Below are 15,020 nucleotides of genomic sequence, written 5' to 3'. Positions count from 1 at the left end.
CTCCGGATGAGTGGTTATCGAACCGGTGCCAGCCATGCTGCTCCCGTTTCGTTGCCGTAAATCGGCCGCATCGCCTCGAAGGCGTCCACCTTGCCCGGGAGGGCAGGTTGGCGTCGGATAGCCCGACTCTGGATGCTTGAATTCTTACGTTCGACATTCCGAACGCGGGTTCATTATACCGAAAATCGGATAGCGGGCAAGACGTGCCGGAGGAGCCCTACCTTGGTCGGGTGTCGAGATTCATCCTACTGGGAACTTTGCTCACTCAACGCCGACCTCTAAAGTTACTTCAAGGTTGTGGTCAATGCCGGTCCGCCGGCCTCAAGGTTGCTCTGTGGCTCAGTTCGGCCAGGAAGAGTCGTTTGCGAGCGTCCGCTTTCAGTGTCTCCCGTCGAAGAAGCGGCCACCCGCCACCCGCCTGCTAAACTCGCTTGCATCCGTTCGATTGCCCAAACCATGAATCCTCGCGAAGTAAATCGCCCACTGTCGGCTTCCGAGATGTCGCTCGCTCGCTGGATGCTGGAACATGGCGAACCGGAGGCGCGAGCGTTTCTCGAACAACTCGCGGTGGCCGAAGTCACACCGTGGCGCTGCCCCTGCGGCTGTGCAAGTATCAATTTTCAGATCAAGGGCAACCAACCTGCGCCGCCGGGGGTGCATGTTCTCGGGGACTTTCTCTTTGGCCCGGACGACGCGCCGGCGGGAATCTTCATTTACGAGAGCGCTGGTTTGCTAAGTGGCATCGAAGTTTACGGACTCGCCGGTGATGCACCCTCAGAACTGCCCCGAGAGGATACGCTTCGGTCTTTCACCGCGAACCGTGGCGACGCGTAGTCGACCGCTAGCACGTCGGGAAGGTGGCCCCGTGCGGCGTAGAAGCTGGGATGACCGCTTTGCGTCGTCGGATTTCGAGTCGGCTACTTCCGCTTCGGGTCGATGAGAGCCGGTCGCCCGTGCGCGACCGAGCCAAGCTGCCCTTGGAAGTTCAACGTTGAATGCACCGCGAATTCAACATTGAATAAGCGCGTTTTCCGGTAGGCCGTGTACGGCTGGCGCGTCGGAACCAAGTTGAGTGAATCTCGACATCGGGTGGCGCACCCGATCCGGCCAGCGCGCAGGAGCCGAGCTCGACGACGCGATCTCGTACGTGCCGACGAAACGACCCGTAGACAAAATGAAGCGCGGCACCACGGCCCAATCAAAACACCGTATGCACCCCCACCCGCGCCACCGTCTGGCTCGCCGAACTAGAAGCCCCATTCGGATCGAGCACGCCATTGACCTGCGCATTCGCGCCGCTGTTCGCCCGCTGATAATCCGCCGACACATAGACCATCGTCCGCTTCGAGAACAGGTACTGAAGCGCCACGCTGACCTGGTGCGCGTGGTTGTCGTTCACCGCTTCATTGCCCTTCATGTACATGTATTTCGCCCCCAGCACGACATCCGGTCGCACGTGCCACAACCCGCCCGCTTCGGCCATCCACACCCCGGCATCGTTGAACGAATTCCGCACGGCGGTCACCAGCGCACTCGCGGTCACGACACCGAAGTCGTAGTGCATCCCGACGCCCCAGTTGCGCACGCTGGTGGACGGCACGCCGGGCGCGGGACCGTACTTCTCGTTCGTATAAGCCACGCCTACACCAAACGCGCCCGCGTCATAGTTCACCCCGGCGCTGACGGCATTGTCCGCACCAACCGAACCGGCCACCCCGCCAAACGCATACATCACGCCGCCGGAAAAACCCGCGACCGTCGGCGAGCTGTACTTGACGGCGTTCGCGATCGGCTTGCTGCCAGCCGTGCGGTCCCAATCGAACGCACCGGTCGGATTGTCCGGGAGCGCGAGACGCTGGAACGGGCCATTGCGAAAACCGTACAGCCCCGAGATATCCCGCGAAATCGCGTTGTTCTTTGAAAACAGCGAATCCACCATGAAGTCATACTGATTGCCCAGCGTGACGCTGCCGAGCCGATTGCTTTCGAGGCCGACGTACGCGTTGCGCCCGAAAATCCCGGTCCCGACGATGCTGCCGTTGGCCATCGAGAACTGGTTCACGAGCGCGAAGATCGCGCGATATCCGCCGCCAAGGTCTTCCGTACCGCGAAAGCCGAAGAGATTGGGCGCGAATATGCCGTCGTCGAACTTGACGTTCTTTCCGCCCCCCTCGTTGCTGACATAAGACACGCCGGCGTCGATCAGCCCGAACATCGTCACGCTGCTCTGCGCCCATGCGCCCTGCGCCACGGCAAGAATCGCCACTGCTCCAAACCTGAGTTTCATTCCGTCTCCGTCTTTTTTATGAAAATGCGGGACCGCCACCTGCTGCGTGGCAGGTGCTCGCCCGGTGCTGCACAAGGAATCGCCGTCTTTCGGGTGTCGTTTTCCCGACGCGTTGAATATGATTAGCTTTACTGATTTATAGATACAACAACCGCCGCATCAACCGGCCTTGTCTGCACTTCGCCAACTCACCCGGATCAAGCACCGCGATAGACGACCCACCCGGTGGAATCCACCTCGACAACCACGGCCTCCAGCGCCGAGCCCGAGCAAGGCCCGTCGATACACACGCCATCGTCGAACCGGAACAGCGCGCTGTGATGGGCACACATCAACACCTGCGACCGGTAACAGGAAACGCTGCCCGGCACGAAATCGAGCGGCACCGAGAAGTGCGGGCAACGATTCACATACGCCCACACCTGCTCGCCCCGTCGCACGACGATCACGGGGCGCCCGATGCATGCTTCGTCGACGACCGACGCGCCGCCGTCAGGCACATCGGAAAAGCGGCAGAGTGGTCGTGCTTCCATCATTCACACTCTCTGCTCGGGGTTGCCGAGGCTCCAGTCCCACGGCCGCACCTCCACATGCGAGAACAGCCCTTCCTTCACATACGGATCGTTGCCGATGAACTGCATCACCGCCTGAATGTCGTCCGCCTCCACGACGAGCAGCGTGCCGTTCATCGCGTCGCCGTGCGGATCCAGCGTCGGGCCGCCGAGCCGCACCACCACACCGTGCTGATCGGCCGAGCGCAGGTAAGTCCGGTGAATCGGCCGCACGCGATCGCGCACGTCGCGCATGCCCGGCTGGTCCGTCGCAAACACCGCAAAGAAACGCGCCATGGCGATCAGCTCCGATCGAGGACGAATGCATGCAGATGCCACACGCGGCTCTGCATCAGCGTGCGCAAGCGCGGGCTTGGTGTGCCGTCGAAGCTGGCGACGACCTGCTCGTTCAGCCTGGCGTCGCCGTCATGGCGGTCATGGCTCATGTCTTTCTCCATTGACGCATCGGGCCGCTCATTGCGGCGCGCGCCCTTCCCACGCGTGCTGAAGCAGTGCGCGAATCGCCGTGCGTTCGATCGGCCTTGGGTTTGCATACGGGTTGCGGCAAGCGAGATCGGCAGCTTCGTCGAGGCCAGCCTCCGGCATCCCGAGATCGGCGAGCGCCGGCGCGATGCCGAGCTGCGCGTTCAGCGCAAACAGCAGCGGGCCGGCTTCGGCCGCATCGTTCCCGCCCAACGCGCGCGCCACGCGGCGCAGCGCATCGGGTGCGGCAACATGGTTGTAGTGCGCGGTGTGCGGTAGCATCGCCGCATGTGTCTGCGCATGCGGCAGGTTGAAGGTGCCGCCGAGCGTGTGACAAAGCTTGTGGTGCAGCGCCATGCCGACCGCGCCCAGGCAGGTTCCCGCGAGCCACGCGCCGTACAGCGCGCGGCTGCGCATCGCACGATCTTCCGGATTGCGCACCACGACCGGCAATGCTTCGCCGAGCGCGCGGATCGATTCCTCGGCCATCAGGCTGATCACCGGGTTCGCGTCTTCCGCATAGAGCGCCTCGACGGCATGCGCCATCGCATTGATGCCCGATGCCGCCGAGATGGCCGGCGGCAGCGACAACGTCAACGACGGATCGTAGAGCACGGTACGCGGCAGCACGCGCGCGTCGCGCCCGGTGCGCTTCAGCCGGCCTTCCGTGAGCCCGAAGATCGGCGTCATCTCCGAGCCCGCGTAAGTCGTCGGCACGGCCAGGATCGGCAGCACCGACTCGAGCGCGATGGCCTTGCCCAGCCCGATCGTCGACCCGCCGCCGATCGCGACGCAACAGTCCGCGCCCAGTTCGCCGGCCATCTCGCGAGCCGCGTGCGCGACCTCGATCGGCACATGCATGACCGCCTGTGCGCAGATGCCGGCCGCACGCTCGCCCAGGATCGCCGCGACACGCTCGGCGAGCGGCCGCTGCTCGGGCGTGGACAGGATCAGTGCGCGGCGGGCACCGAGCGTCGACAACTCGTCCGGCAGCCTGGCGAGCGCGCCCCATTCGAACACCACGCGGGAAGGGGTGCCCTGATAGACGAAGCGATCCATGGCGAACCTCAGCGCTTGAAGTGCGGCGGTACGTTGCCGTCGACGTTGACCCACACCGACCGCGCTTCGGTGTAGTCGTGCATCGCCTCGAAGCCCATCTCGCGGCCGTAGCCCGACTTGCCGACGCCGCCGAACGGGCTGCCCGGATTGACGCGCTTGTAGCAGTTGATCCAGCACATGCCCGCGTTGATCCGCGACGCCATCTTGTGTGCGCGGGAAAGATCCTTCGTCCACAGGCCGCTGCCCAGCCCGTATTCGGTTGCGTTCGCAATGGCCAGCGCTTCGTCGTCGCTGCCGAAGCGCAGCACCGTGACGAACGGGCCGAACACTTCCTCCTGCGCAATGCGGTCGGTCGCGCTCCTTGCCTCGACGACCGTCGGGCGCACGTAGTAGCCGTCGGCAAGCGCCGGATCCTGCGGCACGCTGCCGCCGGCGAGCACGCGGCCGCCCTGCTCGCGCGCGACATCGACGAACGACAGCACACGATCGAGGTGCTGCTTCGAGGTGAGCGGCCCCATCTCGGTGTTCGCATCGAGCGGGTTGCCGATGCGGATCGACGACGCGAGCGCGACGAAGCGCTCGAGGAACGCATCCGCGATGCGTTCGTGCAGCACGAGACGCGAGCCGGCGATGCACGCCTGCCCCTGGTTGTGGAAGATCGCCCACGCGGCGCCGTTGATGGCCGCGTCGAGGTCGGCATCGTCGAACACGATGTTCGCGCCCTTGCCGCCCAGTTCGAGCTGCACGCGCTTCAGGTTGCCCTGCGACGCTTCGACGATCCGGCGGCCGGTGGCCGTCGATCCCGTGAACGCGATCTTGCCGACGCCCGGATGTTCGGCGAGCCGCTGCCCCGCCGTATGCCCGTAGCCGGGGACGATGTTGACGACACCGGCAGGGAACCCGACCTCGGCCATCAGCTCGACGATGCGCAGCGTCGACAGCGGCGTGATTTCCGACGGCTTGAGCACCACCGTGTTGCCGGCCGCGAGCGCCGGGCCCATCTTCCAGCTCGTGAACATCAGCGGAAAATTCCACGGCACGATCTGGCCGACGACACCGATCGGCGCGCGCTGCACGTAGTTCAGGAAGCCGGTTTCGACGGGAATCACCGAGCCCTGCAGCTTGTCGGCCATGCCGCCGAAGTAACGGAAGCAGGCCGCCGTGCGCGGCACGTCGAGCGAACGCGAATCACGAATCGGGTGGCCGGTGTCCAGCGATTCGAGCTGCGCCAGCTCCTCCGCGTTGGCCTCGATCGCATCGGCCAGGCGCAGCAGCAAGCGGCCGCGTTCGGCGGCCGGCAGCGCCGACCACCTGGGGAACGCGCGGGCCGCCGCTTCGACGGCCAGGTCGACATCCGCCGCGGTGGCCGCGGCGATCTTCGTGATGACGGCGCCGTCGTGCGGATTCAGCACGTCGATCGTGCCGCGGTCGACGGCGTCAACGAAGCGTCCGTCGATGAAGAGTTGGGTTTGCATGAATCGTCCTCGATGTAGGGCTTGAAGCGGAAACGGAAGCGCCGCTCAGAACGCGATCGGATACGGCGCGAGCTCGCCGCTCTCGTAGCGTTGCGGCAGATCCGGCGTGGCGTTTTCCCAGACCAGCAGCATCGAGCGCTTCGTGGAGTAGCCCTGGTGCCGGATGTCGGCGGGCATCGCGCAGATGTCGCCGGCGCGCATCGTCACGCGCGCACGCGGCGCGCCGGTGTTCTTGTCGCCGATGTCCCACACGATTTCGTCGGATAGCTGCAGAAACCATTCGACGCGATCGTTGCCATGGAACACCGGCAGGATGAATTCCTCGGTGGTCGGGCAGAACAGGCTGCGCCCGCACACCGACGTGACCGACGGATTCCACGTCACGTCCGAGCGCGACAGGTACTTGAACAGGTTGAACGCGTGCAGCTCGCCTTCGAAGCCCGGCTCGACGTGCACTTCCGGTTCGTCCTGCGCGACGTCGAGGAACGCGCGGTTGACCGGCAGGTCGTCGCGCAGCGGCGAATCGCCCTCGAGGCCCGGCATGCGGCGCGTCGCGATCCGCGTGCGCTCGATCGCCGAGCCGTTGTCGCCGTGCTTGCGTCCGAACGCCGTACCGGTTTCCTCGGGCGCCGCGAACGGGTCGAAGCCCTCGTTCGTCCAGTCGTGCAGCATCGCCTTGAAGGTCGCCATGATGGTGGGCGTTTCGAAGGTCTCGGTGTAGTCGACGCCGGCGTCCTTCAGGATGCCGTTGAAGGTGCCCGCATACATATCCACCTTGCCGTAGTGATTGCGCGTGCCGAACACGTGGTCGAAGTTCACCCAGCCGTAGAAGAAGCCCCACGCCACGTCGCGCATCATCGCGCGCAGGAACGCGTCCGCCGGCATCGCATGCGTGCGCGTCCGGCCTTTCGCGGGCCAGCTGATCTTCACGAAATATTCGTCGCGCTGGAACTCGAACGCGCCGAGCTGGAAGCGGCGATAGCCGGTGACGGCATCGGCTTCGGTCGATCGCACCAGATCGGCGGCAAAGCCCACGGAGGGGTCGAGGGTGTCGAGGGTGGCCATAACGTGTCTCCTGGAATAGTCGAATGAGGTCGGACGAATCAGTGCAGGCAGATGTCGGCCCACTTCTCCACCGACAGCTCGCCCAGGACGGTCTGCACGAGCGCGACGCCCGGCCGGCTCGCGGTGAAGCGGTATGCGCAGCCGGCCGGCAGCAGCGCCTGATGGCCCTGGCGCAATACGACGTAGCCCATCTTGCGGCCGGCCGGTTGCGTGCCGGCGCTCACGGTTCCGCGCCCCGATGCCGGCGGCGTATCGAGCTTGATGAATTCGATCCGGACTTCGCCATCCATCTGGATCACGAACTCGTCGTGCGCGCAGGCGAACCACGGCGACTGGCCGTCGGTGCGCAGCACTTCGATCACGTATTCGAGGTTCTTGCCGGCGACGACCTTTTCGTAAGGGGCCGACTTCGATGCGACCTCGAAGACATTCGAGAACGCGTAGTGTTGAGCGCTGCCGCTCGTGATTTCGATCTCGCCCTTCCGGTAGCTGTCGAGCGAGCCAAGGACGGTATGGAATGCCGTGTCGGTCATTGCTGTCTCCTGAGTTGAACCGCTTGTTGGATTCAACTCTAGGGGCAAGGCCCCCCCGCAACAAGGCACGGGACGGCGACTACGGCATTTGCGTTTCGCGAATAATCCGCGCGGCTCAACGCACCCAGCCACGCGCCAGAAGGGGAAGATCCCACGGCGGTTCGTCGCCGATGGCTTCCGCGAGGAATTCGACCAGCGCCTTCACCTTCAGCGCCTGTCGCTGCGTGGCGGGATACACCGCGGCAAAGCTCAGCGGCGCGAGCTGGAAGTCGGTGAGGATGGGCACCAGCCGGCCGGCGACGAGCGCTTCGCTCGCCACGAGGGTCGGCAGGCACACGACACCGCCGCCGGACAGCGCGTACTCGCGCAGCAGGTGCACGGAGTTCGAGCGGATCATGCCGGGCAACTCCATTTCGACGACCTCGTCGCCGCGCGTCATCGTCCAGCGGTTGCGCGACGGATAGCCCGAATACAGCGCGGTGGTGTGGTGCAGGAGGTCGCGCGGATGTTGTGGCGCACCATGCGCGTCGAGGTACGCGGGCGACGCGCAAAAGAGGCGCCTGACGGTGAACAGCCGCCGTTCGATCAGCGATTCGGAAATGGGCGGAAATATCTGGAACGCGATGTCGAACCCTTCTTCGACCGGGTCCACGACACGGTCATTGACGATGACGTCGAGCTGGATGCCCGGGTAGCGCCGGTTGAATTCCATCAGCGGCGCGCCGAAGTGATCGAGCGCGAAACCGGGCAGCATCTGGATCCGCAGCCGCCCGGTCGGTGTCGCGCGAAGCTCGCGCATCTGGTCCGTCAGCTCGTTGACGCGCCCCACCACCTCCGCGCACTCGCGATAGAACGCCTCGCCCGTTTCGGACAGGCGCACGTGGCGCGTGCTGCGATGGAACAGCGGCGCGTTGACGAACTTCTCGAGCTGCTGGATGCGATTCGTCACGACGGAGCTGGTCACGCCAAGCTGCCGCGCCGCCTCGGCGAAGCTGCTCGCCTCCGCCACCCTGACGAATGCCTCGATGCTCAGAAACCGGTCCATACCGCGCCCTTTTTCGACAGCGAAACCGGCAGTCTACCCGTGCGGATCACGGGCTGGGTCATGCGAAAGGCGTCACTGTGTCACGCAATGGATGTCAATCGGCGGCGGCGGCGCCGGCCCACGCCTGCGCCGACCGTCGCGCGCGGGCCTTAACGCTGCTGCTCGCCCGCCGCCAGCGCCGGCTGCACGGCCGCGCGGCGCTGCAGCACGGCCGGCGCGGTTTCCTTCAACAGCAGGCTGACCGCGATGCCCAGCAGCACCGCGACCATCGGCAGCCACAGAATGTTCTGGATGCCAAAGTGTGCAGCGACGTAGCCGCCCATCGCCGGCGCGATGCCGCCGCCGAAAATCTCGCCGACACCGACCACCACGCCGATCGACGTCGACACGAGCCCGACGGGCGCAGCCTCGGTCGCCACGGGGCCGGACAGCAGCGACACCAGCCCGAGCGTGAAGAACGACGCGACGAACAGGACCCCGAACAGCGCGAGCGGTTGCGGGCCGAGGCCACGGAAGAGGTAGAGCATCACGGCCGTCCCCGCGAAGCCGACGATGCTCGCAAGACGACGGCCGACGAGGTCGGACAGCCCAGGCAACCCGAACTGCCCGAGAAAACCGCCGAAGCCGATCGCCGACACGACGAGGCCCATCTTCTGCGTGCCGAGCGCCAGATAGCCGGTCAGGTACAGCGGCAGCAGCGCGCCGAGCACGAATACGCCCGTCATCGCGCAGCACAGGGCGGCCATCGCGACGAGGATGTTGCGGCTCCTGAGCACATGGCCGAGCGACGCCGGCGCATGCTCCGACGCGACGGCCTTCGTGACCTTCGGCTCACGGATGACGACGAACATGATCGCGCCGAGGATCAGGCCGGGAACGGCGACGAGCGCAAAGACCCAGCGCCACGACACGAACCCGAGCAGCTGCGTCGCGATGATCGGCGACAGTGCGAGCCCGAACAGCGCGAAACCGCTTTGCTGCAGGCCAAGGTTCAGCCCGCGCCGCCGCGGATGGGACGCGTCGGCCGTCGCGGCAAAGCTCGTCGGGCAGAACGAGCCCTCCGCGACGCCCATCAGGCCGCGAATCGCGATCAGCCCGAGCAGGCCGCCCGCGAGCCCCGAGAAGCCCGACAGCAGCGAGAACGCGATGATGGCCGGAATCAGCACCTTCCGGCGGCCGATCCTGTCGGAGATGCCGCCCATCAGCGCCGCGAAGATGCCCCACGACAGGCCGAGCACGCCGATACAGTTGCCGACGTCCTGCGCGTTCAGGTTGAGGTCCTTCATGATCGAAGGGAACAGCGGCGCGATCAGCCAGCGGTCGAGGCCGACCAGCCCGAAGCCGAGCGCCAGCAGCGTGACCGCCTTCCACTCGTATGAGGTATCCCACTCGTTTGCTTTCATGTCCGTCTCCGTGGACACGGCTTCGCCTGCGCGCGCCGCAGCGCGAGCGCACGAGCCAGGTCCGATGTCTTTTGTGTGCGACGCGAGTCGCGGGGAAGTGCCGGCCGCGGTGCGGGTGCGACGCGTTGCATTGCGTTCAAGCAGCCGACGTCACCACGATAGGTGCAAGGGCGCCAATCGGGTATCGAACAACCGGCGAACGCGCCATTCGCGAAACGCAAATAATCGCGGGCGGTGCGCGGAAAGCATCGACGGAGAAGCGCGGAGCGAACGAAAGCGGCGTTGAAGCAGCACACGTTCGCGTGTCACGGGGGAATCCCTCATAGACATCGAGGCATCGGCATTTCGCCTGCGTGAACACGGCGTACCGCCATTCGAGCACGCCCCGGTGCTTGCCGCGGTTCAGCGAAGAAACGCGGCAAGCCAGCCGTTTCGGGGTGGTTGATACGGCCAGTTGCCTTCGCATCGTGCTGCCCTCGGCAGCACGGGGCGGGGCGGGGCGGCCTCATCGGCGATTCATTGAAAATTCAACACAGCGGAGACCACGCTTCCGGCAGGCAAATCGTCGACGTGGCCCGCTCGATCTGCTGCGGTCCGCCCTTGGGTGGCCAAAGCCCTTCGGCATAGTGGCGCGCCCGCAATGCCATGCGCTCCTCCAGGCTCGAGAACCCCCAGATATGGGCAATGCGAGGCGGGCCATCGATCGCGTACATGTTCGCGACGAGATGCGACGTATAGGCTTCGGCTGGGCCGACTGCCTGCTCCCACGCGGCGATCGTCGGCGCGATCCCGGCCGGCTTGAGCCAATAGCGGCGAAATTCGTAGAACCTGCCGAGTGTCGACGGCTCGATCTCGGGCAGGAACGGAAACAGCTCGTAGGTTTCCATGTTGAGACCGACGTCGTCACCGTCGATATTGAACGGCCCGCCGCTCATCAACGCACGACGGCGCTCCTGCTGCAGTTCGCCGACATCGTCGAAGCCTCGCAACACGACGATCTGCCCCAACTCGCCGATTTCCGAACGCCATGCGCCGAGGAGACGCCCCCCAGCCCCCGGATCCGATACCCATCGATGCACACCGGCGGAAACGGCATCCTGCGCCAGCAGCAAACACGACAACGTCGTCAGTTCATACTGCATCTCGACCATCCCTCGCAAAATGGGCTGCGGACACGCAAATCGCACCCGCTAGCCACAAGAAAAATAAATTCCCCCAATCCACAATCAGATAAAACGTTATTCCATATCAAGCTGAATCGACAGCCCACTTTGGATCCTTTTTCCCGCCTGCCCCCCGTATCATTTCTTCCATTCCGAAAGAAACGAGCAAGAGACGGACATGAGCGACACCACCACGCTGCACTACCTCGACTACGCCGCCACGACGCCCGCCGATCCGCGCGTGATCGACGCGATGACGGCCTGCCTCGGCTTCGACGGCATCTTCGGCAACCCCGCATCGAGCTCGCATGCCGCCGGCCGGCTGGCGAAAGACAAGGTCGAGCAGGCACGTGCGCAAGTCGCCGCGCTGATCGGCGCGGATGCCGACGAGATCGTCTGGACCTCGGGCGCCACCGAATCGAACAACCTCGCGCTGAAGGGCTATGCGGAACACGCGACCGGCAAGCGGCACCTGATCACGAGCCGCATCGAGCACAAGGCCATTCTCGACACGATGGCGAACCTGTCTAAGCATGGCGCGTCGGTCACGTTCCTGACGCCCACGCGCGACGGCGAGATCACCGCCGACGCGGTCGCTGCCGCGATCGGCCCCGACACGGGCCTCGTGTCGCTGATGCTCGTGAACAACGAGCTCGGCACGCTGACCGATATTGGCGCAATCTCGCGCATCGTGCATGACGCGGGCGCGCTGCTCCACGTCGACGCCGCGCAGGCGCTCGGCAAGACGCCGATCGACGTGCGCGCGCTCGGCATCGACATGCTGTCGATGTCCGCGCACAAGGTGTACGGCCCGAAGGGCATCGGCGCGCTGTTCGTGCGCCGCGACATCGCGAGCCGGATCGCCCCTCAGATTCACGGCGGCGGGCATGAGCGCGGGTTGCGCTCGGGCACGCTCGCCACCCACCAGATCGTCGGCATGGGCGTTGCATGCGAACTGGCCGCTGAAAAGCTCGACGGCGAAGCCGCCCGGATCGCGGCGCTCGGCGCCCGCCTGACGGACGCGCTGGTCACGCTCGGCGACGTCACGCAGAACTCGGCCACCGCGCGCCGCATTCCGCACACGCTGAGCCTGACGGTGAACGCGCCGGGCTTCTTCCCGTTCATGCTCGGCGACGCGCTCGCCGTATCGTCGACGTCCGCGTGCAACTCGACCAGCGGCGCACCGTCCCACGTGCTGACCGCGATCGGCCTCGATGCGGAAGCGGCAGGCCGCACCGTGCGCGTGAGCTTCGGCCGCTTCACGACGGAGCAGGACGTCGACTTCGCGATCGCCTGTTTCCGCCACGCGATCGAACAGTGTCGCGCGACGGCGGCGAACGGGTTCTCCGCTTCACGGCAGATCACGCCGGCCGACCTGAAGGCGATCCGCAATGCCGGCTTCCGCTCGGTGATCTGCAACCGGCCGGACGGCGAAGGCGACGACCATCCGGCGTTCGATGACATCGCCGCGGCGGCCCGCGAGCTGGGCCTCGAAGCGCGCTATCTGCCGGTGGAGCGCGATGGCATCGGCGATGCGCAGATCGATGCATTCGGTGAAGTGGTCGACACGCTGCCGAAGCCGGTGCTCGCGTACTGCCGCAGCGGCAGCCGCTCCGGCATGCTGTGGAATCGCCTGTGCGCCCGGCGTACGGCACTGGCCTCGGCCTGAACCCGGCACGGCGCCGCTAACGCGGATACTCCAGCAGCAACGCCACCCAATCGGACGTCGCGCCACCGTAGCGTGATGCGATGTCCTCGAGCACGCCGGGCAGCACCGCATCGCCGCGCCGCCCTTCCGGAATGACGATGGGCGCGTGACCGACGCCCGCCGGCTGCGCCAGTAGCCGCAGCCCGTGCTTCGAAACGATCTCGCGCGCGTCTGCCGTCACGACGACGTCGCCGCGCCATGTCCGCGCCCATGCATCGGCCGTCAGCGCCACGGGCAGTTCGTCGAAACCGCGCTCGACCGGCAGATCGAACGTCTCGTGCCGCCAGAACGCCACTCGATTCGCCAGCGCAGACATCACGGTGCGCGCGCTCAGCGCGAACCGGCTTCCGTCGTGACGATCGCTCCAGGCCTGCACACCGATGCGCCGCGCGGTCTCGCGCGCTGCCTCGAGCCCGGCCAGCGCGCTCAGCAAGGCAAGCGACGCAGGCAGCGACGCCGACACGCCGCTCGTCGTCATCACGTTGCCGTCCATCACATAGCGGCGATCGTCGATCCAGGTCGTATCGGCAAAGCGGCGGCGCAGGCCGTCGCGCGAATACCAGTGAGACGTCGCGGCACGATGGCGCAGCAGGCCCGCGTTCGCGAGCACCTCCGCGCCATCGCAGATCGCGACCATCGTCGCGCCGCCGGCCGCCTGCTTGCGCAGCCATGCCAATACGGCCGGGCTGTCCGCGCGGTGCAGCGCGGGCACGATCACCACGTCGGCTCCCGCCGGCGTTGCGGCATCGAATCGTTCGAAGGTCGCGTCGGCCAGCACGCGCAGCGCGGGCATCAGTTCGACGGCCCCCGCATCCGTCGACACGGCGACGACATCCACCGCGCCGGACGCCTTCAGGATCGAGTAAGGGATGACGAAATCGGTCGTCTCCGTGCCTGCGTTGTCCGCCACGATCGCCACGAGCGGGCGCGAGCGGCCGTCCTTCGGCGCGGCCGTCATCAGCGTCGGCATCGGCGTCGGCATCGGTGCGCCTGTCGCCGCGGCGCAGGCCGTCTGCGCCGGCCATGCCCACATGCCAAGCAACATGCACGCAAGCAGCGCCATCCACGCGCGTCCTGCACGCCGTCCCGTTCGTTCCCGCATCGTCCACCCCGCGTCATTCGATTGCATGCCCGGGAAATTACAAGGATCATGCTCGCGGTCACAAGGACAACTCCACCGCACTTTCCGCCATGCCCCAGCCCCTGCAACCGGTACGCGACATCGTCGTGATCGGCTTCGAAGGCGTCCAGTCGCTCGACATCACCGGCCCGATGGAGGTATTCGCGATCGCGAACCGCTACCGGCCGGATCACGCGACGCCGTATCGGCTGACGCTCGCATCGCAGGACGGCGACGACATCGTCACGCACGCGGGCTTGCGGCTCGCCGGCACGACGGCGCTCGCGGCACTGCCCGGCCGGATCGATACGATCATCGTCGCCGGCGGCAGCGAAACGGCGCTGCGACACGCGGCGTCCGACGCCGGCGTGCTGCCGTGGCTGCGTACGCGGCTCGCGGGCACACGGCGCATCGCAAGCATCTGCACCGGCGCATTCGTGCTCGCCGCGGGCGGCTGGCTGGACGGCCGGCGCGCGACTACGCACTGGAACCAGTGTTCGACGCTGCAGGCGCTGTGCCCTGACGTTTGCGTCGAGCCCGACGCGATCTACGTCAGCGATCCGCCCTTCCATACGTCGGCCGGCGTGACGGCCGGCATCGACCTGTGTCTTGCGCTCGTCGAGGCGGACTGCGGTGCGCCGACCGCCGTCGCCGTCGCGCGCGAACTCGTGCTGTTCATGCACCGTCCCGGCGGGCAAGCGCAATTCAGCGTCGGACTCGGCACGCTGGCCGACGCGACACCGCGGATGCGCGCGCTGCTCACCGAGATCGCCGACGATCCGACCGGCGATCTCGGCGTCGCCGCGCTGGCCGCACGGATGCACATGAGCGAACGCACGTTTGCGCGTCATTTTCTCAAGGAGACCGGACGATCGCCCGCGCAGTTCGTCCTGGCGGCACGCATCGAGCGCGCGAAGGCGCTGCTCGAGCGGGCCGACTGGCCGCTCGAACGCATCGCCGAGCGCTCGGGTTTCGGAAGTGTCGACGCGTTGCAGCGTGCGTTCGCGAAGCAGGTCGGCGTATCGCCGCGCGACTATCGCGCACGCTTCGGACAGCGACGCGACAAGCAGCGGATGGAATAGGGCGTTCACCTTCCGGCGGCCGGTGCGAATCATCCCGCACCGGCCG

The 15,020-nt window shown here is 66.3% G+C and carries 14 protein-coding genes, 1 pseudogene and 1 riboswitch; of the genes and pseudogenes, 3 read left to right on the top strand and 12 right to left on the bottom strand.

Features of this window, described 5'->3' with window-relative positions:
- Positions 1-37: 37 nt before the first annotated feature.
- A riboswitch (SAM-I-IV-variant riboswitch) is annotated at positions 38-141 on the bottom strand.
- A 315-nt stretch (positions 142-456) separates the two neighbouring features.
- Complete coding sequence (locus HWX39_RS03360; protein ID WP_175965552.1) at positions 457-834, top strand: hypothetical protein; 378 nt, start codon at positions 457-459, stop codon at positions 832-834.
- 364 nt (positions 835-1,198) lie between these two features.
- Here the strand turns inward: HWX39_RS03360 and HWX39_RS03355 are convergent, their stop codons facing one another.
- The 11 genes and pseudogenes from HWX39_RS03355 to HWX39_RS03305 form a co-directional block, all read right to left on the bottom strand.
- Positions 1,199-2,287, bottom strand: coding sequence for a porin (locus tag HWX39_RS03355; protein ID WP_175965551.1), 1,089 nt, complete (start codon positions 2,285-2,287; stop codon positions 1,199-1,201).
- 197 nt (positions 2,288-2,484) lie between these two features.
- Positions 2,485-2,820: a Rieske (2Fe-2S) protein gene (locus HWX39_RS03350; RefSeq protein WP_175966068.1), complete on the bottom strand. Its 336-nt coding sequence runs from the start codon at positions 2,818-2,820 to the stop codon at positions 2,485-2,487.
- 3 nt (positions 2,821-2,823) lie between these two features.
- Positions 2,824-3,135 carry a YciI family protein gene (locus HWX39_RS03345; protein ID WP_046549162.1) on the bottom strand — a complete coding sequence of 104 codons (312 nt, stop codon included), beginning with the start codon at positions 3,133-3,135 and terminating at the stop codon, positions 2,824-2,826.
- A gap of 20 nt (positions 3,136-3,155) precedes the next feature.
- Positions 3,156-3,284, bottom strand: a pseudogene (locus tag HWX39_RS03340) (6-chlorohydroxyquinol-1,2-dioxygenase); the annotation flags it as partial.
- 28 nt (positions 3,285-3,312) lie between these two features.
- Complete coding sequence (locus HWX39_RS03335; protein WP_175965550.1) at positions 3,313-4,380, bottom strand: maleylacetate reductase; 1,068 nt, start codon at positions 4,378-4,380, stop codon at positions 3,313-3,315.
- Positions 4,381-4,388: 8 nt separating this feature from the next.
- On the bottom strand, positions 4,389-5,855 hold the full coding sequence (locus tag HWX39_RS03330; RefSeq protein ID WP_175965549.1) for an aldehyde dehydrogenase family protein: 1,467 nt from the start codon (positions 5,853-5,855) through the stop codon (positions 4,389-4,391).
- Between the two features lie 45 nt (positions 5,856-5,900).
- Entirely contained in the window at positions 5,901-6,920 is a 1,020-nt protein-coding gene (locus tag HWX39_RS03325) for a hydroxyquinol 1,2-dioxygenase (protein WP_175965548.1), read from the bottom strand.
- Positions 6,921-6,958: 38 nt separating this feature from the next.
- Positions 6,959-7,453, bottom strand: coding sequence for a hydroxyquinol 1,2-dioxygenase (locus HWX39_RS03320; RefSeq protein WP_175965547.1), 495 nt, complete (start codon positions 7,451-7,453; stop codon positions 6,959-6,961).
- Positions 7,454-7,568: 115 nt separating this feature from the next.
- Positions 7,569-8,498 (bottom strand): LysR family transcriptional regulator, encoded by a 930-nt coding sequence (locus HWX39_RS03315; protein ID WP_175965546.1) that lies wholly within the window; start codon positions 8,496-8,498, stop codon positions 7,569-7,571.
- Positions 8,499-8,647: 149 nt separating this feature from the next.
- A complete protein-coding gene (locus HWX39_RS03310; RefSeq protein WP_175965545.1) occupies positions 8,648-9,901 on the bottom strand; it encodes an MFS transporter in 1,254 nt (417 codons plus the stop codon).
- 527 nt (positions 9,902-10,428) lie between these two features.
- Positions 10,429-11,043 carry an NIPSNAP family protein gene (locus HWX39_RS03305; RefSeq protein WP_175965544.1) on the bottom strand — a complete coding sequence of 205 codons (615 nt, stop codon included), beginning with the start codon at positions 11,041-11,043 and terminating at the stop codon, positions 10,429-10,431.
- Between the two features lie 199 nt (positions 11,044-11,242).
- Between HWX39_RS03305 and HWX39_RS03300 the strand changes: the two genes are divergently transcribed.
- On the top strand, positions 11,243-12,733 hold the full coding sequence (locus HWX39_RS03300; protein ID WP_175965543.1) for an aminotransferase class V-fold PLP-dependent enzyme: 1,491 nt from the start codon (positions 11,243-11,245) through the stop codon (positions 12,731-12,733).
- A 16-nt stretch (positions 12,734-12,749) separates the two neighbouring features.
- Here the strand turns inward: HWX39_RS03300 and HWX39_RS03295 are convergent, their stop codons facing one another.
- The gene (locus tag HWX39_RS03295; RefSeq protein WP_244134888.1) at positions 12,750-13,754 is read right to left on the bottom strand and encodes a DJ-1/PfpI family protein; all 1,005 of its coding nucleotides are present in this window, start codon (positions 13,752-13,754) and stop codon (positions 12,750-12,752) included.
- A 209-nt stretch (positions 13,755-13,963) separates the two neighbouring features.
- On the opposite strand from HWX39_RS03295, the gene HWX39_RS03290 reads away from it, so the two are divergent.
- Positions 13,964-14,974: a helix-turn-helix domain-containing protein gene (locus HWX39_RS03290; protein ID WP_175965541.1), complete on the top strand. Its 1,011-nt coding sequence runs from the start codon at positions 13,964-13,966 to the stop codon at positions 14,972-14,974.
- Positions 14,975-15,020: the final 46 nt, after the last annotated feature.

Source organism: Burkholderia sp. BCC0322 (assembly GCF_902833045.1).
In the GTDB taxonomy this organism is placed as follows: Bacteria; Pseudomonadota; Gammaproteobacteria; order Burkholderiales; family Burkholderiaceae; genus Burkholderia.
This window is presented reverse-complemented; position numbering and strand designations above follow the sequence as displayed.